The organism is Alloactinosynnema sp. L-07 (assembly GCF_900070365.1).
Taxonomy (GTDB): domain Bacteria; phylum Actinomycetota; class Actinomycetes; order Mycobacteriales; family Pseudonocardiaceae; genus Actinokineospora.
Window position 1 is genome coordinate 3,038,253 of record NZ_LN850107.1, and the last position, 24,306, is coordinate 3,062,558.

Genomic DNA, 24,306 nt, shown 5'->3' on the forward strand with positions numbered 1-24,306 from the left:
CGCGGCCAAATGTGGTCGGCGGCTGCGGTGACGTAAAGCGGTGTCACACCATCGCGGACAAAGATCACCCGATTCGGGATGCTTCGGTTCTGGTCATCGCTCAATGACGTCCGATGTCGCCACTTGATCACATCGCGCTATGGCGATCACTGTCGAAATAGGACAGAGTGGGTTGGCGCAACCCGGGGGCCTCGCTGTCGACCTTGAGGAACGTCCATGCCGGATACGCTGTTCGTCGCCCGCGCGCCTGAGTCCAGCGTCCATGAGTCCACGCCACGGTCATCAAAGATGGTGGTCGGAACCGACGGTTCCTATCTCGGCGATCACGCCGTCAGGTGGGCGGCGCGGCACGCGGACCTGATGGGCGACATGCTGCACGTCTACCAATCGACGGTCGACGACACGGTCGCCCAAGCCTTGCTGAATTACCCGACGCTGCCCGTCACGCACTTCACCGATGTGCTCGATCCGCTTTCGACGCTGGTCACCGCGAGTGCGGACGCTCGGACCATCGTCGTGGGCGCCCGCGGCAAACACCACCCCGGCCTTGGGCTCGGCCACCTGATTCGTCCTCTGGTCGCGCTGGCGGCTTGCCCTGTCGTGATCGTCAAGGGACATCCGGACGCGATCCACGGCCACCACACCACCGTGTCCGTCGCCATCGGCGACACCGCCGACGACGCACCCCTGCGCTGCGCCGTCGGCATCGCCCGCGGAACAGGCGCCACCCTACGGATCCTGCACGCGGGCCCACCCGCGCACGGAACCATCGAGTGGGCCATGGACACCGCGCGAAGCATCGCACCGGACCTGAGCTCCGCTGCCACGCACGTCCCCGGCCCACACCATGAGATCGTCGCCAAAGTCCACGACACCGACCTCCTCGTCATCGGCCGTGGCCGCACACCCTCACTCGGAAGAGTGACCACCGAAGCGCTCTTCCACGCGCCGTGCCCGGTACTGGTCGTGGACAGCACGTGGCAGGACACAAGCCCGCCCGCCGCACTGAATCGACCTGAGGGCAGGCGTCGGCGGCGATAGCCCTCACCTTGGCCCGTCAGCCATCGAAGCGGCCACGGAGGAACTCGGTGATCTCCGCCCGCGCGGCCTTGGCCTGCGGCACCACGCCCGGCATGCTGAGGAACGCGTGCGTCGCGCCCGCGTGTTCGGTGAGCCGCGCGGGCGTGCCGGACTTGAGTAGCCGTTCGGCGTAGCGGCGGCCGTGATCGGCCAGCGGGTCGAGGGTCGGCACCACCACCAGCGCCGGGGCCAGCCCGCTCAGGTCGTCGGCACGCAGCGGCGACACCGCATGGGGATCTGTTCCCGGCGGGACGGCCAAGCGATGGAACAGCCGCAGCTGCTCCACGGTCAGGGTCGGGCTGTTCGCGTGCCGGATGAACGAGGGGTGGTCGAACATCGTCTCGGTCAGGTCGACGGCTGGGTTGACCAACACCTGCGCCCGCAGAAGCAGGCCGGACTCTCTGGCCCTGAGCGCGGCCAGCGCGGCGATCAAACCGCCGGTGCTCTCGCCGAAGACCGCGGTCCGCGCCGGGTCGACACCCCACTCCGCGGCGTGCCGCACGACGTGCCGCAGCACGTCCCAGCCGTCGTCCACGGCCGCGGACAGCGGAGTCCCCGGTGCGAGAAGACGGTGCTCGACCGAGACGACGACCGCGGGCAGCCGGGCGGCGAGGTGGCTGTTCACCCAATCGCTCTGCACCGCCGTGCCGACGAACCCGCCGCCGTGCACGTGAAGCACCAGCGGCAGGTCGGCATCCTGCTCGGTCGCCGGCCGGTACACCCGGACCTGGAGCCCGCGATCCGGCAGTCTCACCTCCTGCCACCGAATAGTCGCGCCGCGGTCCGGCCGCCCCGTGATCACCCGGGCGAAACGGGACGACCGTTTGCGGTTCTCCGCGTCACGGAATGCGACCAGTTCCTCGGTCGTCATCGTCGGCCAATCCCGTTCCTTGCCTATGGCACGCAGCATCCGGATGCCCAGGGGCGGCCGTTCCCGGTACATGTTTCTCCCTAATTTCGATACCAATAGTAGCGATACCGATCGTAGCGTAAACGGTTATCGTGTGGCCATGACCCGAGCGACCACATCCGGCAGACCGCCGGGTCGCCCACGCGTCGGCATCGACACCACGGTCTTCGCCGCGACGCTGAGCACGGTTCACGAGCTGGGCTACGCGGGCGCGACGATGGATCGCATCGCGGCGGCGGCAGGCGTCGCGAAGACCACGATCTACCGTCGCTGGCCGTCGAAGGGCGCGCTGATCACCGACTGCCTCGTCGACGCGTTGGGGCCGGTGCCACTGAACGGCGCCAGTCGAGCCGAGATCGTGTCCTCGGCCATCCGCTGGATCGCGGCGAAGATCGGCGAACCTGGCGTGGGCGCGGCGTTCGCGGGCGTGTTCGTCGACGCTATCGGCGACCCGGCCCTGCGCGAGGTCCTGTCCACCCGGTTGCAGGACCAGTACCGGTTCACCCTGCAGGACGCGCTCGGCGAGCCGGAGAACCGGGTCCTGTTCTTGATCGACACCGTCGTCGGAACCCTGCTGCACCGGATGGGCATGACCGGCGCGCCAATGGTCGAGGCCGACGTCACCGCACTGGTCGAGATGGTTCTGCACTACTTTGCCGACCGCGCCTAGCTTATCCGCCGAACGCATGTCCTTATTGGACTATGGCGCACTCGAACGATCTCGCCGCCACCAGGGGCGCTGGCCAGGTGTGGACTGTCGCGGGAAGGCTGCCATGCTCTAGTCTGCGGCGGTCGTGCCGGTGCGGTGGAGGGTCAGGGTGTCGCGGTGGAGAAGCTGAGGTCCAGTATCGGCCGCACGCTGGTCGGCTTGTTCCTGCTGGGCGCCGTGCTCCTCCTGGTTTTCATGATCCGGACGGTCAGCGACCGCGCGACCTGGCAAGCGGTCGACGGCACGGTGACCGAGCGCACCGCCAGCGGGCGCAGCATCTCGGTGGTCGTGTCCTTCCCCGGCCCGAACGGCACCGAGGTCGCGAAGGTCTCGGAGACCGGCTCCGCCCACAAGGTCGGTGAGCGCGTGGCCGTGCGCTACGAGGTCGCCGACGGCCGCATCACCGACGTCGCACTCGACGACGCGCGCCAGGCCCATGTGGTCGTGATCGTTCTCGCGAGCCTGGCCACCCTGAGCGGCTTGTTCATCAACCTCCTCGCCTGGCGCCGCCGCTGACCGGCACGCACGTCGCCGTGCCCCTCCTGATAGCGCATCTACACCCGAGTGGGCGTGATGCCGCAGGGCTTGAGCGCGGCGACGAGCACGCCAGTCCGGGAAATCTCGCGGTCAACACTGGGCGAATTCTCGTGCGGGCAGGGGTCGGCGGCGGTGACAGATCCGTAATTGGTGAACGCCCGCTTGAATGTCCACAGTGGTCAGTGGCCGTCGCTACTTTTGTTGAAGTAACCGATGTCGGCCAGCGACGCCGGGGGACGCTTGTCAATTCCGTACAAGAATTGTCAATCTCCGCATCAGCCGATGTTCTCCATGTATAGCCAGGAAACATCTGACGCTACGGTAGCATCGCCGACGTCACAGCCCGCCAGCGGTCGGTTTCGCTACGCTACCTATACTTGATCTTACTCGATCTCTTACTCGTCGCCATCGGCCGCCTTTTGGCAGGAAGGACCCGATGTCCCACACGCCATCGTCCGTGCCGCCCGCTTCACTGTGGGGCGCCCGGCCGGATCACGACCCCTTGACTCCCACCCGACGCCTGCGGACCCGGCTGTTGCGAACCGGATTGTCGCTGATGGGGGCGGTGGCGCTGGGGGGCGGGGCCGGGATCCTGGCGCTCGCCATGGACCCGTCCTTGGGGCTGGTGGTCTCCGTCAGCGTCGTGGCGGGCTGCGTGATCGCGGTCCTCATCGCGCTGCTGTCGGCCTTATCCGCGGTCCGACGCCTGCCGGTGGTCGTCCACCAGCCGCTCGATCAGGGCTATCAGCAGCAGCGGCCCGTGTTCGTGGCGCCGCCGAGTGAGCAGGTCTTCGAGACCGTCGCCCACCGGCCGCAGCCCGCGCCGCTGTGGCCCGTCACCGACGAGTCCGCCACCAGCCCGGGTGACGACCCAGGGCAGCGTCGCGAGGTGTTCGTCAAGCTGGCCCGACGCCTGCAGTCGCTGATCAACCGCTCCATCCAGCGCATCGACCAGCTGGAGCAGGAGAACGAGGACCCGGTCCTGCTCGACGGGCTCTACGAGATCGATCACCTGTTCACCCTCGCCCGCAGGCAGGGCGAGAACCTGGCGGTGCTGGGCGGCGAACCGCCGCAGCGCCGGTCGAACCGCCCGGTCAGCGTCTACGCCGTGCTGCTCGCCGCGGTGTCCGAGGCCGAGCACTACCGCCAGATCGCGATCGTGCCGGTCGACGACGTCGAGATCCACGGACACGCGGTCGCCGAGGTCATCCACCTGCTCGCCGAGCTGCTGGAGAACGCCACCCGCTTCACCTCGCCGGACGGACCCAAGGTCGAGGTGCGGGCCCACAAGGTCACCGCGGGCCTGGCCATCGAGGTGCAGGACCGCGGCCTCGGCATGAGCTACGAGGACCTGGAGCGGATCAACCAGCTACTCGAGGGCAACACCCGCATCGACGTCAGCGAACTGCTCCACGACGGCCGCATCGGCCTCGCGGTGGTGCGTGAGCTCGCCCGGCGCCACGGTATCAAGGTTCGACTCCAGTCGAACATCTTCGGCGGCATCGCCGCGGCGGTCGTCGTCCCGCCCCATCTGCTCAGCGAGCCGAAGGAGAACCGCCGCCCGACGCCGTCGCCGCGCGAGCGGGTCCCGGAGGCACCCACGGAACCTACGACTCCGCCGCGGCCGATGCCCGTCCTCATGGCGAGCCCGGCCCCAGCGCCGACTCCCCTCGCGCAGCGCCCGCCCGCGGGTCGACGGCACCGGACGGAACCACGCGAGCCCGAGCACCGCTCCCCCGCCCGGCCGCACGCCATAGCGGAGACCGAGTTGCCGGAGCTTCCGGTGCGCGCCCCCGGCCGGTCCTACAGCGAGCTGCGGGCAGGCGCGAACACGGACCAGGACGAGGTGATCCCCTACGAGCAGCCCGGCGGCAGGCCGCCGCCGCTGCCGCAGCGGCAGGGCACCCACCTGCGCGAGGAACTGTTGGAACCGCCCATGCCCGCCGCGCCGGTGCCTGGACACAACACCAAGCTGATGGCCACCGTTCAACAGGGCCGCGAACACTGGATCAGCGAACAGCACCGTGACTCGACTTCGGACCAGCCCGACACAGGACCTACTCGAGGAGAAGCCACCCCATGGCCGACGACCTGAACTGGCTGCTTCGCCGCCTGGTCGAGGCAGTCCCCAGCACCCGCAGCTCCCTGTTGCTGTCGGTCGACGGGATCCCGAAATACTGGTACGGACTGGACAATGACGGCGCGGACCGCCTCGCGGCCCTGGCCAGCAGCATGCGCTCCCTGGCGGGCCAGGTGGGCACCACCTTCAGCAGCGGCGGCACCGACGGCGTCCGGCAGGTGATCATCGAGCTCAACGAGGTCATCCTGTTCGTCACCGCGGCGGGCACGGGCAGCGTGCTCGCGGTGCTGGCCGCACCGGACGTCGACGCGGGGATCCTGAGCTACGAGATGCAGCGGCTCTGCACCCAGGTTCCCGCCGTCCTGGTCACCCCCGCCCGCCACCGCGTCGGGACATCGCCGAGCAATGGAAGTCGATGACCATGACCGGCATGGACGAGGATCCCGAAGGGGATCCCGACCTGTTCGGCGTGCGTCCCTATGCGATGACCGACGGGCGGACCCAGCCGAGCACGCACCTGGACCTGATGTCGCTGGTCCGGGCGACGGGCGGCGGGATGGTCGCCCCCGACAAGCTGGGGGTCGAGCACGCGCAGGCGCTGCGGCTGTGCCAGTCGCCGACGTCGGTCGCCGAGGTCGCCGCCCACCTGCGGCGACCGGTCACCGTGGCTAAGGTCCTGCTGGCCGACCTGATCGAACTGGGCGTCGTGATCGCCCGATTTCCGCCCAACCAGTCCTATTCCGACGACCCAGCGGTGTTGCGGGCGGTGATCGATGGCCTCCGACGGATTGTATGAGACGTTCCCGATCCAGATGAAAATCCTTGTCGCGGGCGGTTTCGGGGTTGGGAAGACCACGTTCGTCGGATCGGTGAGCGAGATCAAGCCGCTGACCACAGAGGAAACGCTGACCGCGGCCAGCGTCGACACCGACAGCCTCTACGGCGTCGAGAACAAGACGACCACGACCGTCGCCATGGATTTCGGCCGTATCTCGCTGACCGAGAAGAACCTGGTGCTCTACCTGTTCGGCACGCCGGGGCAGGATCGCTTCTGGTTCATGTGGGACGAGCTGTCCCGTGGCGCGCTCGGCGCGGTGGTCCTCGCCGACACCCGGCGCCTGCAGGACTGCTTCGGCGCCATCGAGTTCTTCGAGCGGCGCGACATCAAATTCATCGTCGCGCTCAACGAGTTCGACGGCGGTTACCGGTACGCCGACGAAGAGGTGCGGCAGGCGCTCGCGCTCAAGCCGCATGTTCCGCTCGTGCGTTGCGACGCCCGCGACAACCGCTCGGCGGGCGAGGTTCTGATCGCCCTGCTCGAATCCGTCCTCGCGACGTCCATTGTCGCCGGGGCCCGACCATAGGATCCGGAGACCCATGAACCACGAGATGATCGACTCGCGCCTGCTCACCGCGCCACACGATCCCGAGGTCGGCAGGCGGCTGGTCCGACTCGGGGAGCTCGGCCTCGGCGGCACGCCGGACCCGGAGTTCGACGAGTTCGCCACCGAACTCGCCCAAGCCGCGGGCGCACCGTACGCGATGGTCAACTTCATCGGCGAGCAGGAGCAGTACTTCGCCGGTCTGCACGTCCCGTCGAGCGCGAAGGCCGACGCGATGAAGGCGGCCCAGTCGTCGTCAAACGCGACGCCCAGCCGGACGATGGCGCGCGACCACGGCTTCTGCCCGCACGTCGTGGTGCGGCGCAAGGCTTTGGTGCTCGACGACGTGTGCGCCTACCCGCGGTTCGCGGTCAACCCGGTCATCAACTCCATCGGGGTCCGTGCGTACATGGGCGCCCCGCTGATCGACCGGACGGACACCGCGCTGGGCACGATCTGCGTGGTCGCCACCGAGGAGAGCCAGTGGGGCCGTCCAGGCCTGGAGCTCATCAAGTCCATGGCCGCCAAGGTGGTCGACCTCATCCACCAGCGGGAACACCAGCGCTGAGGCAGCCGTCGCTACCCTGCGCGCTCCTGGTGGGCAGCGGTGCGCAGGGCGGCACTGCTGGACCTGAGCTGGCAGGACAGCCGGGCCGACCACTGGTCCTCATAGGTCCCCAGCGCCACCTCGGCCAGCCGCAGCCGCTGGACGTCCGAGGTGCCCGCCGGGGCGTAGATGTGGTTGGCGTCGCGGAAGAAGCGCTCGATGTGGCGGCCGGGGTCGAGCCCGTAGGCGGCATGGATCTCCATCGCGGTGCGCGCCGCGTCCAAAGAGGACTCAACGTTCAGCAGCTTGGCGTTGATCAGGTCCGCGTCGCAGGGGATGCCCTGGTCAAGCAGATGCGCGGCGTGATACGCGGCGAGCCTGGCGGTCATCAGCTGGGACTGGAGCTGGCCCAACTTCTGTTTGACAGTAGGAAGTTCACACAGCGATTTGCCGTAGCGCTGATGCTCCTTGGCGAACCGGACCGTCCGCTCCACCAGCGCTCGGTGGATGCCCAGCGAGACCGCCGTCAGGTTGGGACGCCCGTACAGCACACTCGACGAGTACGCGACGGCGAGCCCGTCGCCTTCGACGCCGAGCAGGTTCTCGGCCGGAACGCGGCAGTTCTCGAAGATGAGCTCCCCGAAGCTGAAGCCGTGCAACCCCATCGCGGGCTGGTGCTCGCCAAGGGAGAACCCAGGCGTGGTGGACTCCACCAGGAATGCCGACAGTCCCTTCGAGCCGGAGCCGGTCCGGACCACCACGCCGTGCAGATCCCCGACGTGACTGTTTCCGACGAACACCTTGCGGCCGTTGAGGACATAGTGGTCGCCCACCCGCTCGGCGGTGGCGGCCATCCCCGCGACGAACCCGCCGCTCTCGGGCTCCGTCACCGCGATCGTTGGCAGGCACCGACCGTCGCTGATGGCGGGCAGCCAGCGCCGCTTCTGTTGCTCATCACCGAAATGCACGATCTTCGCCACACCGAGCTGCGAGGCCTGCACCATGGCACCCATGGCGCCGCTGACCCTCGACAACTCCTCGATGATGATCGTCTTGGCCAGGTGGCCGAGCCCCATCCCGCCATACCGAGGTGTCACGGTGACACCGATCCACCCTTGCCGAGCGATCAGCCTGGACATGTCGAAATGGACCGCCCGCGACGCCTCCATCTCGGATACCAGCGGCGCGACCCTGGCCTCGGCGAACGCACGGACTTCGGCGCGGAGCTCTTCATGGTGGCGGGTGGTGAAGTAGCTGGGGGTCTCGGCGGCGAGGTTCAAAGCGCATCCCCTATGTTTCGTCACCGACCAACGTGCGGGCGTTAACACCGCTGCGTAACTTTGCCATCGACGTTCCGTATTCGGTACCACCTACATGGTGATCCAGTTGGACAAGATCCACTTCTACTCACGAGTAAGTTAACTCTGAGCGATAAATATGACCGGCGACACAGGCCAAGCGAGGTAAGCGCTACTTCTAAACCGTTTCATAAGGAACCAGGCATCTGGCAATACTTGTGAATGGCGGCCACCCGTCCATTACGGACAGGGCTGATCGCGCTGACACCCGACGGTTTCGTGCGATTCCCGCAACCAACTCAGGCAGGCAACCAATGGAACGCGGGGTGTCGGCTGCTCAGCGCAGCCGACACCCCGCGGGCTCAACGGTGTCCGGACACAGGTCCGGGCGATCAGGTTCAGCGGCGGAACCAGCCGCCGTCGATCGCTGTCTCGCCACTGGCGGGCGTGGTCACGACGCGATTGGCGCCCGTTTCCCAGATGACGGGTTTGCCCGGCTCCAGGATGACGAACTTGTACTCGATCCGCGTGCTGGCGGGCAGCGAACTACTCGAACCCCGCCACCTCGGATAGGTGGACGAGTCGGTGGTCAGCGGCACCGCGTTCGCCGGGTTCCAATTGCCGAGCGCGGGCACGCTGCCCACGATGTAGACGTTCTGGCCCCAATTGGTGTGGGCCTGGATCGTGTACGCGCCGGTGACCGGAGCGGGGGGTGTGGTGGTGGTAGTAGTGGTGGTGGGGTTGGTGGTGGTAGTGGGATTGGTGGTGGTGGGGTTGGTGGTGGTAGTCGGGTCGCCGACCGCGCCCCGGTGGAACGCGACGGCGCTCTTGGCCGGGACGGTGACCGTGGCCCGACCACCGGTGACGGTCACCCTGGACGCGCAGGCGGTGATCACGTCACAGTAGGAGCCGTCCGGCAGGCCCGTGGTGTACTGCCAGGTGTGGGCGCCCCCGCTGTTGTTGATCGCGACGAAGCCCGCGGTCCCGCGCCCGAAGCCGATGACGTTGGAGGCCGGGGACTGCCAGTTGACCACGTCCGCGGTGCCCACCGCGTTGTGCCAGCCGACCATGCCGACGACCGCCGGGTCGCGGTTGAGGCAGTGCCAGCCACTGGAGCAGTTGGTGTCGGTGACGAAGCCATTGGAACTGGGCGGGGACTGGTCCTTGTTGCTGAACTCGAAACCCGCGTAGACCGTCGGAATGGAGTGCTTCCAGGCGAGTTGGAAGACGTTGGCCAGCTTCGCCGCCGGACCATCCTTATAGGACAGGTGCCGCTGCTCGCGTTCGGTGTCGTGGTTGGTGACGAACGAGACCGAGTTGGCCGCGGGCAGGATGCCCCAGCTCGGGCCGAACGATGACAGGCTCGCGATGTCGCCCTGGAAGGCGCCCTTCATCTTGTCGGCGTAGGTGAAGTCCAGGACCCGCCCGGTGTTGTAGTAGTCACTCGGCTGGGGCGTCGGGCCGGGGAAGACCTCGTGGAAGATGAACGGACGCGCGCCCGAGGGGGTGTTGGCGAGCTGGTCGACGATCGCCGACATGTCAGAGCTGGGGATGTGCTTGGCGGCGTCGACGCGGAATCCGTCCACCCCCAGCGCGATCTGCGCGTTCAGATAGCCCGCGATCTTCGAGCGGACCGACGAGCTGCCGGTCTTCAGGTCGGGCAGGTCGAGCAGTTCGCAGTTCTGCACCTCCCACGTATTGCCCCAGTTGCTGATGGACCGGGGACAGACGTCGACGTTGTAGTCGCCCCGGTCGAACATCACCGGGTCGTACTTGTCGGTGAGTGTGGTGCCGTCGTAGCCGACCCCGGTCTGGGCGCCGGTGTGGTTGATCACCGCGTCGGTGTAGACCTTGATACCCGCGCCGTGGCACGCGTTGACCATGGCGGCGAACTCGGCCTGGGTGCCGAACCGACCGCTGAGCTTGTAGCTGTAGGGCTGGTAGATGTCCCACCAGACCCCGTCGGGCCGCCTCAGCGACTCGGCGGGCGGGGCCACCCACACCGCGCCGTAGCCCGCCGGATCCAGCACGTTCGTGCACTCGGTGGCGACCGAGCGCCAGTTCCACGCCCACAGATTGGCGATCACGTCGCCGTTGGCCACCCCGGCGTCGGCGACGGCCACCCCGGCGGACGAGCCGACCGCGGTAAGCACCGCGGTCGACGAGGCCACGACCGCGGCGGCCAGCAAGGCTGCTCGTAAGGATTTGGGACGCACTCTGGTTCTCCTGACAGTCAACTAGATCAAGGAGGTTTGAGCGTTGCGCAACGGCTTGCAGCGTAAATTCTGTGTGACCAGCAAGTCAACACCCAGCTCACAGCCATCTGGACCGATTTCTGAGCACATGTCGGCCAGATGTCTTGCAAACTCTTTCGGCAATCCTGCAAGCGCTGCTAGCGTCGGGGCACACACATGACCGGCCACAAACAGGGGAGAGTTGCTATGACCAGGGAAGACAGGCAGCCGCGCGACGATCGGCGCTGGTGGCGTGACGCCGTCATCTACCAGGTCTACGTCCGCAGCTTCGCCGACGGCGACGGCGACGGGATCGGTGACCTGCCGGGCATCCGCGCCCGGCTGCCCTACCTCGCCGACCTCGGCGTCGACGCCGTGTGGATCACGCCGTTCTACCCGTCGCCGATGGCCGACGGCGGCTACGACGTCGCCGACTACCGCGACGTCGATCCGCTGTTCGGCACGCTGGACGACGCCGCCGGACTGATCGCCGACGCGCACCGGCTGGGCATCAAGGTGATCGTGGACCTGGTGCCGAACCACACCTCATCCGAGCACGCCTGGTTCCAGGCCGCGCTCGCCGCGGGCCCCGGATCCCCCGAGCGCGACCGCTACGTCTTCCGCTCCGGCCGCGGCGCGTCCGGCGACCTGCCGCCCAACGACTGGGAGTCGCTCTTCGGCGGCGGCGCCTGGACCCGGCTGCCCGACGGCGACTGGTACCTGCACCTGTTCGATTCCGCGCAGCCGGACCTGAACTGGGACAATCCGCACGTGCACGAGGACTTCCTTGGCGTGCTGCGGTTCTGGCTCGACCTCGGTGTCGACGGGTTCCGGGTCGACGTGGCCCACGGAATGATCAAGCAGGACGGCATGCCCGACGTCGGCGCGCTCGACCAGCGCAAGCTCATCGAGACCCGCCCGCTGCCGTACTTCGACCAGGACGGCGTGCACGAGATCTACCGGGAGTGGCGCAAGGTGCTCGACACCTACGAGCCCCCGCGCATCGGGGTCGCCGAGGCGTGGACGCCCGGCGCGGGCCGCACCGCGCGCTACGTGCGCCCCGACGAGCTGCACCAAGCGTTCAACTTCCACTACCTCAGCACGGAATGGACCGCGCCCGCGCTGCGCGAGGTGATCACCGACTCGCTCGCGGCGATGGCGCCGGTCGACGCGCCCACCACCTGGGTGCTGTCCAACCACGACGTGCAGCGGCACGTCACCCGATACGGCGACGGCGAGGTCGGACTGCGCCGGGCGCGGGCGGCGGCGCTGCTGACGCTGGCGCTGCCCGGATCGGTGTACGTCTACCAAGGCGAGGAACTGGGCCTGCCGGAGGTGCTGGACCTGCCGGAGGACGCCCTGCGCGACCCGATGTGGGAGCGCTCGCTGCGCACTGAGCGTGGTCGCGACGGGTGCCGGGTGCCCATCCCGTGGACGGCCGAGGGCAGCGCGCTCGGGTTTGGCCCGGACGGTTCGACGCCGTGGCTTCCCCAGCCCGCCGACTGGGCGGAACTGTCGGTCCAGGCGCAGGTCGGAGTCGCGGAATCGACGCTGGAGCTCTACCGCGCCGCGCTGCGGCTGAGGCGCGAGCACCCGGCGCTGGGCGAACGACCGACGCTCGAGTGGCACGATGGCGACGCCCCGGTGCTGCGGTTCGCCCGTGTCGACCCGACCACCGGGCGCCGGTTACACTGCGCAGTCAACTTTGGTGCCACCCCGGCGAGCGCCGTGGTGGCTGGACCCGTGCTGTTGGCCTCCGGGCCGCTCGGGTCGGACAGCGGCGACGTGCTGCTGCCGCCGGACACCGCCGTGTGGTGGGAGGACTGATATGGCCCAGGCATCGGCCGCGGGTGGGACCGCCCGGCTCAGCGACATCGCCGTCCAGGCCGGGGTGAGCGAGGCGACGGTCAGCCGGGTGCTCAACGGCAAACCGGGCGTGTCCACCACGACGCGGCAGACCGTCCTCGCCGCGCTGGACCTGCTCGGGTACGAGCGGCCCGCGCGGCTGCAGGAGCGCAGCGCGGGCCTGATCGGCCTGATCACCCCGGAGCTCAGCAATCCGATCTTCCCGGCGTTCGCGCAGGTCATCGAGCAGGTGCTGACCCGCGACGGGTACACGCCCGTGCTGTGCACGCAGAGCCCTGGCGGGTCCACAGAGGACGAACTGACGAACACGTTGGTTGAGCGTGGGGTCAACGGGATCATCTTCGTGTCGGGTTTACACGCCGACTCCACGGCGAACATGGACCGCTACGTCAAGCTCAGCGGGCGGGGCGTCCCGTTCGTGATGATCAACGGCTACACCGAGCACGTGTCGGCGCCGTTCGTCTCCACCGACGACCGCGCCGCCATGCGGCTGGCGGTCCAGCACCTCGTGGAGCAGGGCCACCAGCGGATCGGTCTGGCGGTGGGACCGCGCCGGTTCGTGCCGGTGGTGCGCAAGATCCAGGGTTTCGTCGAGCACATGCGCAAGGCGCTGCCCATGTCAGCGGAGGAGGCCGAGGGGCTCGTGCAGCACTCGCTGTTCACCGTCGAGGGCGGCCAAGCGGCGGCGAACGCCTTGATAGACCGGGGATGCACCGCGATCATCTGCGGCAGCGACCTGATGGCGTTCGGGGCGATCCGGGCGGCCCGACACCGCGGGCTGCAGGTGCCGCGCGACATCTCGGTGATCGGCTTCGACGACTCGCCGCTGATCGTCTTCTCCGACCCGCCGCTCACCACCCTGCGTCAGCCGGTGGAGGCGATGGGCCAGGCGGCGGTCAACGCGCTGTTGGAGGAAGTGACCGGCACACCGGCACCGCACGCGGAGTACGTGTTCATGCCGGAGCTGGTGGTGCGCGGCTCGACGGCGGCGGCTCCCGCCAAGTAGGACACACGCGAAAGGGACCCGCGACCACCCCCCGGTCGCGGGTCCCTTTCGGCATCGTCAGACCAGGCGCCTGCCGGTTTCGGCGTCGAAGAGGTGGACCTCCTCGGGGTGGCGGAGGGTGGCGTTGACGACCTCGCCGAGCGCCGGGGGTGTGCGGCCGTCGACGCGCATGACGATCCGGGGGCTGTTGGGGGCGGCCGAGATGGAGGCGTGGACGAGCGCGTCGGCGCCGAGTTCCTCGACGAGTTCGACGAGGAGTTTGACGCCGTGGGCGCTGTGCGGGGCGAGGGCGAGCGATTCGGGCCGAATGCCCGCGGTGACCTTTGGAGCGGTGACAGCGCGCGGGAGCGGGATGTCGACGTCGCCGAGTCGGAACACGCCGCCGGATACCGGGACGGTCAGCAGGTTCATGGCGGGGCTGCCGATGAAGCCCGCGACGAAGGCGTTCGCGGGGCGATCGTAGAGGTTGCGTGGGGTGTCGCACTGCTGCAGGAGACCGTCCTTGAGCACGGCGACCCGGTGGCCCATCGTCATCGCCTCGACTTGGTCGTGGGTGACGTAGATCGTGGTGGTGCCGAGCCTGCGCTGGAGGGCGGCGATGTTGGCGCGGGTCTCCACGCGCAGCTTGGCGTCGAGGTTGGACAGTGGTTCGTCCATGAGGAACACGGCGGGGTCGCGCACGATGGCCCGGCCCATGGCGACACGCTGGCGCTGGCCGCCGGAGAGGGCTTTGGGTTTGCGGTCGAGGTACTTCTCCAGGTCGAGCAGGCGGGCGGCCTCGGCGACCTTCTCCGCGGTGGCCGATTTCGACAGGCCCTGGAGCTTGAGTGCGAAGCCCATGTTCTGCGCGACGGTCATGTGCGGGTAGAGCGCGTAGGACTGGAAGACCATGGCGATGTCGCGGGCCTTGGGCGGGACGTGGGTGACCTCGCGGTCGCCGATGTGGATGGCGCCCTCGTTGACGTCCTCCAGGCCCGCCAACATGCGCAGCGCGGTCGACTTGCCGGAACCCGACGGTCCGACCAGCACCAGGAACTCGCCGTCCTCTATGGACAAGTCGAGCTGGTCGACCGCTCGAACCGGCGAGGTGCCCGGATATACCCGGGAAGCGCTGTCGTAACTGACCTGGGCCATGCCACATCCTTTGCGTCCATTTGGGCGGCCGAGCGGCCAGGATGCCGCATCCGCCCGGCGAACACCAGGGTTCTGCAAGAATTTCTGCAACTTCATGACGGCCTTGCTGTGGTTTTGGTCTCGAAACGGTAACGGATGCGGTTTCGACATTCCCTTAGCCGCAACCTCCGTGGAAAGTCCGCTTAACAACGAGCAGGCCCGGGCCGGTCCGGCCGTTCTGAATCAATTCTGGAGGCGTCGTGGTAACACAAGGTCGTGCCGTGCGCGGTGCCGCGCTGGCGGCAGCCCTGATCTTGGGTGTCAGCGCGTGTGGGTCGTCGGAGACGGGCGGTGGTGGCGCGACGAGCCCCGCGCCCGGCGCACTGGAAGGAACCGGTGCGATCACCCTGGTGACGGGCAAGGACACGTCGGGGAACCTGCAGAACCAGGTCGACGGGTGGAACTCCGCGCACCCGAACGAGAAGGTCACCGTCATCGAGCTGCCGGAGGACGCCGACGCGCAGCGGCAGCAGATGGTGCAGAACGCGACGACGAAGTCCGACGCGTACACCGTCCTCAACCTCGACGTCGTGTGGACCGCCGAGTTCGCGGCCAACCAGTGGGTGGCCCAGCTGCCCGAGAGCGAGTTCCCGCTCGACAAGCTGCTGCCCGCCACCGTCGAGACGGGCAAGTACTTCAAGAAGCTCTACGCGGTCCCGACCACCAGCGACGGCGGCCTGCTGTACTACCGCAAGGACCTCCTCGACGCTGCAGGCGTGGCAGCACCCAAGACCTGGGCCGAGATGACCGCCGCCTGCGACAAGGTCATCGCCACGAACCCCGGCCTGTCCTGCTACGCCGGTCAGTTCGAGAAGTACGAAGGCCTCACAGTCAACTTCAGCGAAGCAGTGAACTCCGCGGGCGGCGACGTCGTCGGCGACGACGGCAAACCCAACGTCAACACCGCCAAGGCCAAGGCAGGCCTGGACTTCCTCGTCAACGGCGTCAAGAGCGGCAAGATCGCCGACAAGGCCCGCACCTTCAAGGAAGAGGAAGGCCGCCGCGCCTTCCAGGCCGGTGAGCTGATCTTCCACCGCCAGTGGCCCTACCAGTACGCCAAGGCCAACGCCACCGACGGCTCCTCGCAGGTCGCGGGCAAGTTCGCCGTGGCACCGCTGCCGGGCATGGACGGGCCGGGCTCCTCGACTCTCGGCGGGCACAACTTCGCCGTCAGCTCGTTCGCGAAGAACAAGAAGACCGCGGTGGAGTTCATCAAGTACATGGTCGACGAGAAGCAGCAGCGGGCGAACCTGGAGAAGACCAGCCAGGCGCCGACGTGGGCCGGGCTCTACGACGAGGCCGACCTCGTGGCGAAGTTCCCATACCTGACCGAGCTGAAGAAGTCGATCGAGAAGGCGAAGAAGCGTCCGGCCGTCGTCAAGTACCAGGAAGTCTCCTCCGCCATCCAGGAAGCGGCCTACTCGGCGATGAGCGGCAAGGCAACCAGCACCGAAGCACTGGCCACCCTGCAGACCAAGCTGGAAAGCCTCACCAAGAACTGACCGGGCACCGCCAGGGATCCGCCCCACCCGGATCCCTGGCGGCAACCATTGCCCTGCAAGGACACCCGCGCCAGTCCTTTAAGGACCGCAGGTCCCCGCACTCGATCCCTGCTCTTGGTCCTGCCCTTGGTCCTGCCCTTGATCCCTGTATTTCCCCCTGCACCCTCGTCCCGGCAATCCCTTATCCGGAAACAGCGCTGTCAAGGGTCAGCTCGCTGATCGCGCAGCGACGCCGCAGGCGCCCTTGACAGCGCTGTTTCCGGATAAGACGCTAAAAAACGAGGGAGCGACCCAGCAGTCGAAGCACGGACGAGCCCACTCGATCCGTCGCCCCTTCGCCCGCCGCAGCCTGGAGATCCCCCATGGCCACGCTCCTAGACGCCCCACCCCACCCCAACCCGCCCGCTCCCCCCAAGACGCGTCGAAACGCCGGAGTGAACCGCCTGGCAGCACTCCTGGTCTCCCCCACCCTGCTAGTACTAGGCCTAGTAGTCGCCTACCCCATCATCTCCGCACTACGCCTGGCCTTTTACCAGCGCAACGACGGCATAGACCCCGAAACCGGCCTCCGCCAAACCGGCGACACCTTCGTCGGCATCGACAACTTCACCGACATGTTCACCGGCCCCACCGCCGACCGTTTCCTCAACGCACTCTGGAACACCACAACCTTCACCGTCGTAGCGGTCACCCTGGAAGTCGTGCTCGGCGTCCTGATGGCCCTGGTCATGCACAAGGCCTTCAAGGGCCGCGCCCTCGTCCGCGCCAGCATCCTGGTGCCCTGGGCCGTGCCCACCGCGATCGCAGGCATCCTCTGGCGCTGGATCTTCCAAGCTGACGGTGTGGCCAACGACCTACTGCCCGGCGAAGCGGTCCTATGGACGACCGACGGGATCCAGGCATGGTTCGCCGTCATCATCGCCGACACCTGGAAAACCGCGCCATTCATCGGTCTCCTAGTGCTCGCCGGCCTGCAGGTGATCTCCAACGAGGTCTACGAGGCCGCCAAGCTCGACGGCGCGTCGCCATGGAAGACCTTCTGGGCCATCACCTTGCCGCTCGTCCGGCCGACGCTGCTCGTCGCGGTGCTGTTCCGCATCCTCGACACCCTGCGCATGTTCGACCTGCCCTATACCTTGATCGGGCCGGGGAAGAACGCGACCGACACCGTCACCGTCCTCGCGTTCGAGGAGGCGGTGAAGTTCGGCAAATACGGCCCGGCCTCCGCTTACGCGGTGTTCCTGTTCCTCTACGTCGCCACCGTCGCTTTCGCGTTCGTCAGGCTGCTCGGCGCCGACGTCGTCGGGGCCCGGACCGGAAGGAAGAGCCGATGACCGCCACCCTGCAACGCCCACCGGCCAATGCCCGCGGCCGCTGGTGGTGGGCACCGTATCTCGGCATCGCCGCCATCGTCCTGTACTGCCTCTCACCGTTCTACTGGATGCTGGTGTCCAGCCTGCGGCGCACCAACGACATCTTCGACTCGTCCGCGGTGCCCGCTCCCCTGTCGCTGGACTCCTATGAGGCCGCGTTCTCGGCGAACAACGGCTTCCTCCGCGCCCTGGGCAACAGCTTCCTCGTCGCCGGCGTCACCACCGTCCTCGTACTGCTGATCGGCACCCTGACCGCGTATGCCTTGGCCCGCCTGGACTTCAAATTCAAGAACCTCGTCCTCGCCGTCATCATCACCACCAGCATGTTCCCCGGCATCTCACTGCTCATCCCACTGCTGGAACTGTTCAGCGGCATCGGCTGGATCAACACCTACCAAGCGATGATCGTGCCCAGCATGAGCTTCGCCCTACCGCTCGCCGTCTGGAACCTCACCGCGTTCTTCCGCCAAATGCCCATCGAACTCGAAGAAGCCGCCCAGATCGACGGCTGCTCCCCGGCCCAAGCCTTCCGCAAAGTCATCCTCCCGCTCGCCGCCCCAGGCGTCTTCACCACCGCGATCATCACCTTCATCGCCGCCTGGAACGAATTCATCATCGCCCTGTCCGTGGTCAACAAGAAAGAACTCAAAACCGCACCCGTCATCACCAGCCAATTCACCGGCACCACCCAATTCGACGCACCCTTCGGCACCCAGATGGCCGCGGGCGTCATCGTGACCATCCCACTGGTCATCCTCGTGCTCCTGTTCCAGCGCCGGATCGTCGCGGGTCTCACCGCGGGCGGGGTCAAGTAGCTCAGCGACGCGATTCCTCTACCACAAGGAGAATGTGATGGGTCGACGCGCGAACGCGGTTCTCGCTGTCATCCTCGGCACGGCACTGGCCGTTCCCCTGCTGCCCACCATCACCGGAGCGGCCACCGCGGCCGAACCGGCCGCCCGGCTAGCCATCGGCGAGATCGTAGACATCGCCCCCGGCGTCCGGTCAGGTGACAAGAAGCTGGCCAAGGACGCGCTGCGCGACGACTTGTCCGGTGAGCGGTTCTACTTCGTGATGCCCGACCGGTTCGCCAACGGCGACCCCCGCAACGACCGCGGTGGGTCCGCCGAGACCGACCGGCTGAAGACCGGGTTCGATCCGGCGGACAAGGGTTTCTACCACGGCGGCGACCTGCCGGGCCTGCGGTCCAAACTGGACTACCTCAAGGGCATGGGGATCACGGCGATCTGGATGACGCCGATGTTCGCCAACCAATGGGTCCAAGGCAGTGGCGACGACGTCTCCGCCGGATACCACGGCTACTGGACGACCGATTTCACCAGGCTCGACCCGCACTTCGGCACCACCGACGACATGCGCGCGGTCATCGCCGACGCGCACGCCAAGGGCATGAAGGTCTTCTTCGACATCGTCGCGAACCACACCGCCGACGTGATCGACTACACCGAGGGCAAGTACGACTACCTCGGCACCGGCGCGCAGCCGTACCTCGACGCCCAAGGCAACGTGGTCGACATCAAGGCCACCGCCGGAAAGCCGGACTTCCCCGCCTTGGCCCCGGCGTCGTCGTTCCCCTATACCCCGAAGTTCCGCTCCCCCGCCGACGCGAACGCCAAAACGCCTGACTGGCTCAACGACCCGGCGCTCTACCACAACCGGGGAAACTCGACGTTCAGCGGCGAGTCCAACGAGTACGGCGACTTCTTCGGCCTCGACGACCTGATGACCGAGAACCCGAAGGTCGTCGACGGCATGAAGCGGATCTTCACCACGTGGATCGACACGCTCGGCATCGACGGATACCGCGTGGACACGGTCAAGCACGTGAACATGGAGTTCTGGCAGGCACTCGCCCCGCACGTGAAGGCGTACGCGAACGCGCGCGGCAAGAAGGACTTCTTCGTCTTCGGTGAGGTGTTCAGCTCCGACACCGCACTGACTTCCTCCTACACCACGACCGGCCGCATGCAGGCGACCTTGGACTTCCCGTTCCAGAGCGGCGCGCTGGACTTCCTGTCCGGCAAGGGCTCCGGGCGGCTGGCCGAGGTGCTGCTCGCCGACGACCAGTACACCGACGCCGACTCCAACGCCGCGTCGCTGCCGACCTTCCTCGGCAACCACGACATGGGTCGAATGGCCTGGATGCTGCGCCAGGAACGGCCCGGCATCACCGAGGACGAGCTGCTGCGGCGGCTCAAGCTGGGCAACACGCTGATGTACCTGTGGCGCGGCAACCCGGTCGTCTACTACGGCGACGAGCAGGGTTTCGCGGGCAGCGGCGGCGACAAGGTAGCCCGGCAGGACATGTTCGCCAGCCGGACCCCCGAGTACATGGCGGAGAAGTTCGTCGGCAGTGACCGGACCGGCGCGCAGGACAACTTCGTCACCTCCCATCCGCTGTACCGCCAGCTCGCCAACCTGGCGAGGTTCGTCGACCGGGACCCGGTCTGGGCGGACGGCAACCAGGTGCTGCGACTGGCTGAGGGTGACACGCTGGCGTTCAGCCGGATCACCCGGCGGGATCAGCGCGAGTACGTGGTGGTGGCCAATGCGGGTCCGACACCGAGCACGGTGGATGTGCCCGTCGGCGCGCCCGGCCGCAAGTTCCGCACCCAACTGCCCTCGCGCGGGACAGCGCCGACCAGCGGGACTGACGGCAAGATCAAGGTGAGTGTGCCCGCGTTCTCCGCAGTGGTCCTGTCCTCGACAGAACGCCTGCCCGTGGCGACCCCGGCGCCGACGCTGGTCGCGCCCGCGGTCGGCACCGTGCTGGACGACCGGGTCGAGGTGCGGGCCGACGGCATCACGTCGCCGTTCGCGCAGGCCACGTTCGCCGCGCGGGTCGAGGGAACGACTGAGTGGACGGTGCTCGGCACCGACGACTCCGCGCCGTACCGGGTGTTCGCCGACGTGTCCAAGCTCGGCGGCGCGGCGGTCGGCAAGAAGGTCGAGTTCCGGGTGGTGGCCAAGGACGGCGCGGGCGCGCTCGGCGCGGACGGCGCCGCCGTCACGCTGGTCGCGGCTCCCCCGCCGCCGGGTGGGCCCGGTCAGAGCCCGGATTGGCTGGTCGTGCACTACAACCGGCCCGCTGGCGACTACGCGGGCTGGGGTCTGCACGTGTGGGGTGATGTCGAGACGCCGACCGAGTGGAGCACCCCGCTGCCCTTCGCCGGTGAGACCGGCTATGGCCGGTTCGCCTGGGTGAAGCTCAAGCCGGGGGCCACGCAGGTCGGGTTCATCACGCACAAGGGCGACGAGAAGGACGGCGGCGACCGGTTCGCCGCGCCCGCCGCGACCCCACAGGTGTGGCTCAAGCAAGGGCAGGACACGCAGTACCCGAGTGAGGTGGCGGCCACCGGCAAGGCGACCGTGCACTTCCAGCGTCCGTCCGGCGACTACAGCGGCTTCGCGGTGCGGGTGCCGGGCCAGGCCGATGTGCCGCTGTCCGGGCGCGCCGCGTTCGGCGCGGTGGCGGAGATCCCGGCCACCGCGACACCGCTGGACTTCGCCGTGGTGAACGGGTCGAGCACGGTGATGACCGGCAAGCTCACGGGCGCGGCGGCATGGGTCCGCGAAGGCTCGCCCGCCGTGCACGCGAGCCTGGCCGCCGCCGAGAACCGGGCGGTGATCCACTATTCGCGGCCGGACGGCGACTACACCGACTGGGTGCTATACCACTGGACGGGTTCGTTGGAACCGAGCCCAGGCTGGACGCAGTCGCGACCGGCGGACGGGAGTGACGGGTTCGGAATCCACTGGTCGGTGCCGCTGGCACCGGGTGCGGCCGGGCTGAGCAACATCATCCACAAGGGCGACACCAAGGACCCGGGCAGCGACCAGTTCCTCGATGTCGGCGGCACCGGGCACGAGGTGTGGTTCATCTCCGGCTCCGCGCGCCCGGACGGCTCAGCGAACTACGTGCTGCCGCCGTCGACCGCTCCGGCCGCCGACATCGACCTGGCCAAGGCGAAGGCGATCTGGGTCAGCCGCGACCGGCTGATCTGGGACGTCCCAGTGGTCGGCACGGACGGCTATCACGTTCGCTATGACGCCGACGGCCGGATCACGGTGGTCGACGGGCAGGTCCAGGGCGGCAAGGTCCTGCGCTTGCAGCCGAGTGGTGCCCTGTCGGGCGATCTGGCGACCAAGTTCCCGCACCTGGCGGGGAAGCCGACATTCCAGGTCCGCGCGGCCGACGCCGGGCGGATCGATGAGGCGCTGCGCGCGCAACAGGCCGCCGTCCACGTCGACGCGAGCGGCGCGGTCCGGCACGCCACGGGCATCCAGATCGCGGGCGCCCTGGACGACCGGTACGGGTCGGAGGCGGCGAAACACGGCTACCGGCCCGCTTTCTCCGGTGACCAGGTGAGCACGCGGCTGTGGGCGCCGACCGCGCGGTCGGTCAAGCTGCGGCTGTTCGGCACCACCTCCCCCGCGCGTGACGCCCAGCCGTCGCAGGTCGTCGACCTGCGCCGCGACGATGTCACGGGATCTTGGACGGGGAGCGGGGCTTGGCGGGACTTCTACTACCAGTTCGAGGTGACCGGGTGGTCGGCGCCGGAGAACAGGTTCCGGACCGTGGTCGTCACCGACCCGCACTCGGTGGCGCTGTCGGTCGACTCGACGCACTCACAGTTCGCCGACCTGGGCAGTGACGGCGCCAAGCCCGCGGGCTGGGACCAGCAGGTGGCCAGGGGTCTCGGCGGCGACGCCACCGAGCACGGCATCACCGAGCTGCATGTGCGCGATTTCTCCATCGCCGACGACACGGTTCCGGAGGGTGAGCGCGGCACCTACCGCGCGTTCACGCACCGCGATTCGGTCGGGATGAAGCACCTGAAGTCGCTGGCTGAGGCCGGGATGGACACCGTGCACCTGCTGCCGACGTTCGACATCGCGAGCATCCCGGAGCGGCGTGCCGACCAGCAGCGACCAGCGTGCGACTTGGCGTCGTTGCCCGCCGACTCGCCACAACAGCAGGAATGCACCAGCGCCGCCGCGGCCCGCGACGGGTTCAACTGGGGCTACGATCCGCTGCACTACGACGTCCCGGAGGGCTCCTACGCCACCGACGACGCCCAGTCCGGCCCGGCGCGCGCCCGTCAGTACCGCGAGATGGTGCAGTCGTTGCACGACAACGGGAACCGGGTCGTGGTGGACGTGGTCTACAACCACACCACGGCATCGGGCGACGCGGCGAACTCGGTGCTCGACAAGGTCGTCCCCGGCTACTACCAGCGGCTCGCCCTCGACGGCACGGTCGCGAACTCCACCTGCTGCGCCAACACCGCGCCGGAGAACGCGATGATGGGCAAGCTCGTGGTCGACTCGGTCGTACACTGGGCCCGAACGTACAAAGTGGACGGTTTCCGGTTCGACCTGATGGGCCACCACCCCAAGGCGAACATCCTCGCCGTGCGCGCCGCACTCGACGCGCTGACCGTCGAACGCGACGGTGTGGACGGTCGTGCCATCCGGGTCTACGGCGAGGGCTGGGACTTCGGCGAGGTCGCGGGCAACGCCCGGTTCGTCCAGGCCACGCAGCCCACCCTGGAGGGCACCGGCATCGCCACGTTCAGCGACCGCCAACGCGACGCCATGCGCGGCGGCGGCCCGTTCGACGAGGATCCCCGGGTGCAGGGCTTGGCCTCCGGTCTGGCCGGTGACCTCAACGGCTCCCCCGCCAACGGCGACCCGGCCGCCCGCCTGGTCAACTACTCCGACCTGGTGAAGCTGGGCATGTCGGGCAACCTGGCCGACTTCAGCTTCCGCTCCACGGCGGGCCCGGTCGTGCGCGGACGCGACGTGTCCTACAACGGCTCGCCTGCGGGTTACACCGCTTCGCCGGGAGAGGTGATCACCTACTCGGACGCCCATGACAACGAGACCCTGTTCGACGCACTGGCGTTGAAGCTGCCGGTCGGGACATCGATGGCCGACCGGGTGCGGATGCAGAAGATCGCCCACGCCCCGGTGCTCCTCGGCCAGGGCCAGCCGTTCATGCTGGCGGGCAGCGAGTTCCTGCGCTCGAAGTCCTTGGACCGCAACAGCTACGACTCGGGAGACTGGTTCAACCGGTACGACCCGGCGTTGCGCTCCAACGGGTTCGCCCGCGGCCTGCCGCCCGCGGCCGACAACCGGGCGAAGTGGCCGTACATGGGACCGGTCCTGGCCACGCCGTCGGTCAGCCCCGCGACAGCTGACATGCGCCGGGCGGTCGACGACACCCTCGAACTGCTGCGGATCCGCCAGTCGTCACCACTGTTCACCCTGGCCGACGCCGACGCGGTACAGACGAAACTGTCGTTCCCCGCTGCCGCGGCGGGCCTGATCGTGGCCCACTTGGACGACACCGTGGGCACGGACGTCGATCCGGGGCGCGAGGGGCTCCTTGTCGTGGTGAATCCGTTCCCGACTGAGAAGACGGTAACCGTGCCCGCGAGTGGTTGGACGACGCATCCGCTGAGCACGGACGCCGGTCGGGCGGTTGTCGCGGATGGCTCGGTGACGGTGCCCGCGAGGTCGGTGGTGGTGCTGTCGCGCTGACCCTGCGAAGGATTGTGGCGCGAGCGCGGGCGAGTCAGGGGA

Annotated in this window: 18 protein-coding genes; 14 read left to right on the forward strand and 4 right to left on the reverse strand. The window is 68.1% G+C overall.

Annotated elements, in window-relative coordinates; genetic code table 11:
* Positions 1–288 precede the first annotated feature (288 nt).
* Complete coding sequence (locus tag BN1701_RS13440; protein WP_054048827.1) at positions 289–1,041, forward strand: universal stress protein; 753 nt, start codon at positions 289–291, stop codon at positions 1,039–1,041.
* Between the two features lie 16 nt (positions 1,042–1,057).
* Here BN1701_RS13440 and BN1701_RS13445 read toward each other — a convergent pair whose 3' ends face one another.
* Positions 1,058–2,023, reverse strand: coding sequence for an alpha/beta hydrolase (locus tag BN1701_RS13445; protein ID WP_157367964.1), 966 nt, complete (start codon positions 2,021–2,023; stop codon positions 1,058–1,060).
* A gap of 67 nt (positions 2,024–2,090) precedes the next feature.
* On the opposite strand from BN1701_RS13445, the gene BN1701_RS13450 reads away from it, so the two are divergent.
* The 7 genes from BN1701_RS13450 (at position 2,091) to BN1701_RS13480 (ending at position 7,266) form a co-directional block, all read left to right on the forward strand.
* Positions 2,091–2,660 carry a TetR/AcrR family transcriptional regulator gene (locus BN1701_RS13450; RefSeq protein WP_054048829.1) on the forward strand — a complete coding sequence of 190 codons (570 nt, stop codon included), beginning with the start codon at positions 2,091–2,093 and terminating at the stop codon, positions 2,658–2,660.
* Positions 2,661–2,816: 156 nt separating this feature from the next.
* Positions 2,817–3,215, forward strand: a complete 399-nt coding sequence (locus BN1701_RS13455) for a DUF3592 domain-containing protein (RefSeq protein WP_157367965.1) — start codon at positions 2,817–2,819, stop codon at positions 3,213–3,215.
* Between the two features lie 523 nt (positions 3,216–3,738).
* The gene (locus tag BN1701_RS13460) at positions 3,739–5,331 is read left to right on the forward strand and encodes a sensor histidine kinase KdpD (protein WP_157367966.1); all 1,593 of its coding nucleotides are present in this window, start codon (positions 3,739–3,741) and stop codon (positions 5,329–5,331) included.
* Positions 5,316–5,735 carry a roadblock/LC7 domain-containing protein gene (locus tag BN1701_RS13465; protein WP_054048836.1) on the forward strand — a complete coding sequence of 140 codons (420 nt, stop codon included), beginning with the start codon at positions 5,316–5,318 and terminating at the stop codon, positions 5,733–5,735. The genes BN1701_RS13460 and BN1701_RS13465 overlap by 16 nt, the downstream gene beginning before the upstream one ends.
* 11 nt (positions 5,736–5,746) lie before the next feature.
* On the forward strand, positions 5,747–6,112 hold the full coding sequence (locus BN1701_RS13470) for a DUF742 domain-containing protein (RefSeq protein WP_231949590.1): 366 nt from the start codon (positions 5,747–5,749) through the stop codon (positions 6,110–6,112).
* On the forward strand, positions 6,090–6,680 hold the full coding sequence (locus BN1701_RS13475; protein WP_054048840.1) for an ATP/GTP-binding protein: 591 nt from the start codon (positions 6,090–6,092) through the stop codon (positions 6,678–6,680). Before BN1701_RS13470 ends, BN1701_RS13475 begins: the two co-directional genes overlap by 23 nt.
* 13 nt (positions 6,681–6,693) lie before the next feature.
* Positions 6,694–7,266 (forward strand): GAF domain-containing protein, encoded by a 573-nt coding sequence (locus BN1701_RS13480; RefSeq protein WP_157367967.1) that lies wholly within the window; start codon positions 6,694–6,696, stop codon positions 7,264–7,266.
* Positions 7,267–7,277: 11 nt separating this feature from the next.
* Here BN1701_RS13480 and BN1701_RS13485 read toward each other — a convergent pair whose 3' ends face one another.
* Both BN1701_RS13485 and BN1701_RS13490 read right to left on the reverse strand, forming a co-directional pair.
* Entirely contained in the window at positions 7,278–8,525 is a 1,248-nt protein-coding gene (locus tag BN1701_RS13485; protein WP_054048842.1) for an acyl-CoA dehydrogenase family protein, read from the reverse strand.
* A 416-nt stretch (positions 8,526–8,941) separates the two neighbouring features.
* The gene (locus BN1701_RS13490) at positions 8,942–10,759 is read right to left on the reverse strand and encodes a carbohydrate-binding module family 20 domain-containing protein (protein ID WP_082859841.1); all 1,818 of its coding nucleotides are present in this window, start codon (positions 10,757–10,759) and stop codon (positions 8,942–8,944) included.
* A gap of 225 nt (positions 10,760–10,984) precedes the next feature.
* On the opposite strand from BN1701_RS13490, the gene BN1701_RS13495 reads away from it, so the two are divergent.
* Together BN1701_RS13495 and BN1701_RS13500 are read left to right on the forward strand one after the other, a co-directional pair.
* On the forward strand, positions 10,985–12,604 hold the full coding sequence (locus tag BN1701_RS13495; RefSeq protein ID WP_054048844.1) for a glycoside hydrolase family 13 protein: 1,620 nt from the start codon (positions 10,985–10,987) through the stop codon (positions 12,602–12,604).
* A gap of 1 nt (position 12,605) precedes the next feature.
* Positions 12,606–13,649 carry a LacI family DNA-binding transcriptional regulator gene (locus BN1701_RS13500; RefSeq protein WP_054048846.1) on the forward strand — a complete coding sequence of 348 codons (1,044 nt, stop codon included), beginning with the start codon at positions 12,606–12,608 and terminating at the stop codon, positions 13,647–13,649.
* 57 nt (positions 13,650–13,706) lie between these two features.
* Here BN1701_RS13500 and BN1701_RS13505 read toward each other — a convergent pair whose 3' ends face one another.
* Positions 13,707–14,783, reverse strand: coding sequence for an ABC transporter ATP-binding protein (locus BN1701_RS13505; RefSeq protein ID WP_054048848.1), 1,077 nt, complete (start codon positions 14,781–14,783; stop codon positions 13,707–13,709).
* A gap of 260 nt (positions 14,784–15,043) precedes the next feature.
* On the opposite strand from BN1701_RS13505, the gene BN1701_RS13510 reads away from it, so the two are divergent.
* From BN1701_RS13510 to pulA, 4 genes are all read left to right on the forward strand, one after another.
* Positions 15,044–16,324 (forward strand): ABC transporter substrate-binding protein, encoded by a 1,281-nt coding sequence (locus tag BN1701_RS13510; protein WP_231949591.1) that lies wholly within the window; start codon positions 15,044–15,046, stop codon positions 16,322–16,324.
* Positions 16,325–16,686: 362 nt separating this feature from the next.
* Positions 16,687–17,658 carry a carbohydrate ABC transporter permease gene (locus BN1701_RS13515; protein ID WP_082859842.1) on the forward strand — a complete coding sequence of 324 codons (972 nt, stop codon included), beginning with the start codon at positions 16,687–16,689 and terminating at the stop codon, positions 17,656–17,658.
* On the forward strand, positions 17,655–18,512 hold the full coding sequence (locus tag BN1701_RS13520) for a carbohydrate ABC transporter permease (RefSeq protein WP_054048854.1): 858 nt from the start codon (positions 17,655–17,657) through the stop codon (positions 18,510–18,512). Before BN1701_RS13515 ends, BN1701_RS13520 begins: the two co-directional genes overlap by 4 nt.
* 37 nt (positions 18,513–18,549) lie before the next feature.
* A complete protein-coding gene (pulA, locus tag BN1701_RS13525) occupies positions 18,550–24,264 on the forward strand; it encodes a pullulanase-type alpha-1,6-glucosidase (protein ID WP_054048857.1) in 5,715 nt (1,904 codons plus the stop codon).
* Positions 24,265–24,306: the final 42 nt, after the last annotated feature.

Coding starts and splice junctions, on each gene's coding strand:
- BN1701_RS13440 (WP_054048827.1), top strand. CDS start 289: ATGGTGGTCGGAACCGACGGTTCCTATCTCGGCGATCACGCCGTCAGG.
- BN1701_RS13445 (WP_157367964.1), bottom strand. CDS start 2,023: ATGTACCGGGAACGGCCGCCCCTGGGCATCCGGATGCTGCGTGCCATA.
- BN1701_RS13450 (WP_054048829.1), top strand. CDS start 2,091: ATGACCCGAGCGACCACATCCGGCAGACCGCCGGGTCGCCCACGCGTC.
- BN1701_RS13465 (WP_054048836.1), top strand. CDS start 5,316: ATGGCCGACGACCTGAACTGGCTGCTTCGCCGCCTGGTCGAGGCAGTC.
- BN1701_RS13470 (WP_231949590.1), top strand. CDS start 5,747: ATGGACGAGGATCCCGAAGGGGATCCCGACCTGTTCGGCGTGCGTCCC.
- BN1701_RS13475 (WP_054048840.1), top strand. CDS start 6,090: ATGGCCTCCGACGGATTGTATGAGACGTTCCCGATCCAGATGAAAATC.
- BN1701_RS13480 (WP_157367967.1), top strand. CDS start 6,694: ATGAACCACGAGATGATCGACTCGCGCCTGCTCACCGCGCCACACGAT.
- BN1701_RS13495 (WP_054048844.1), top strand. CDS start 10,985: ATGACCAGGGAAGACAGGCAGCCGCGCGACGATCGGCGCTGGTGGCGT.
- BN1701_RS13500 (WP_054048846.1), top strand. CDS start 12,606: ATGGCCCAGGCATCGGCCGCGGGTGGGACCGCCCGGCTCAGCGACATC.
- BN1701_RS13505 (WP_054048848.1), bottom strand. CDS start 14,783: ATGGCCCAGGTCAGTTACGACAGCGCTTCCCGGGTATATCCGGGCACC.
- BN1701_RS13515 (WP_082859842.1), top strand. CDS start 16,687: ATGGCCACGCTCCTAGACGCCCCACCCCACCCCAACCCGCCCGCTCCC.
- BN1701_RS13520 (WP_054048854.1), top strand. CDS start 17,655: ATGACCGCCACCCTGCAACGCCCACCGGCCAATGCCCGCGGCCGCTGG.
- pulA (WP_054048857.1), top strand. CDS start 18,550: ATGGGTCGACGCGCGAACGCGGTTCTCGCTGTCATCCTCGGCACGGCA.